This window comes from Photobacterium sp. R1 (genome assembly GCF_054600795.1).
The window spans coordinates 1-238 of sequence record NZ_BAAHZP010000953.1 but is presented as its reverse complement, the minus strand read 5'-3'; the positions used below and the strand labels follow the sequence as shown (position 1 = coordinate 238).

Sequence of the window (238 nt, the reverse complement as noted above, 5' to 3'; positions counted from 1 at the left end):
CAATCGCCGTGCCGTTCTTGATGGCCGCATAAGCCATCCCTTTATGCTGGTGATCAAAAATCCGGTCAACCAGCAAGGCCAGCGGTACAAATGTCATTGCGGTTAAAGCGTATGCAGCCAGCACACCGAACAACAACAGAAACAGCCAGAAATTCAACGACAGCAACATAAGACAATATACAAAGCTAGCCACGACGCCGCCGGATAAGATCGTCAGAGCCGGGCCAAACCGGTCACA

The 238-nt window shown here is 51.3% G+C and carries 1 protein-coding gene; it reads right to left on the bottom strand.

What is annotated here, in order from left to right:
* Positions 1-238: hypothetical protein (locus tag ACYP03_RS27895; protein WP_459782922.1), on the bottom strand; the 238-nt coding region annotated here is incomplete at both ends.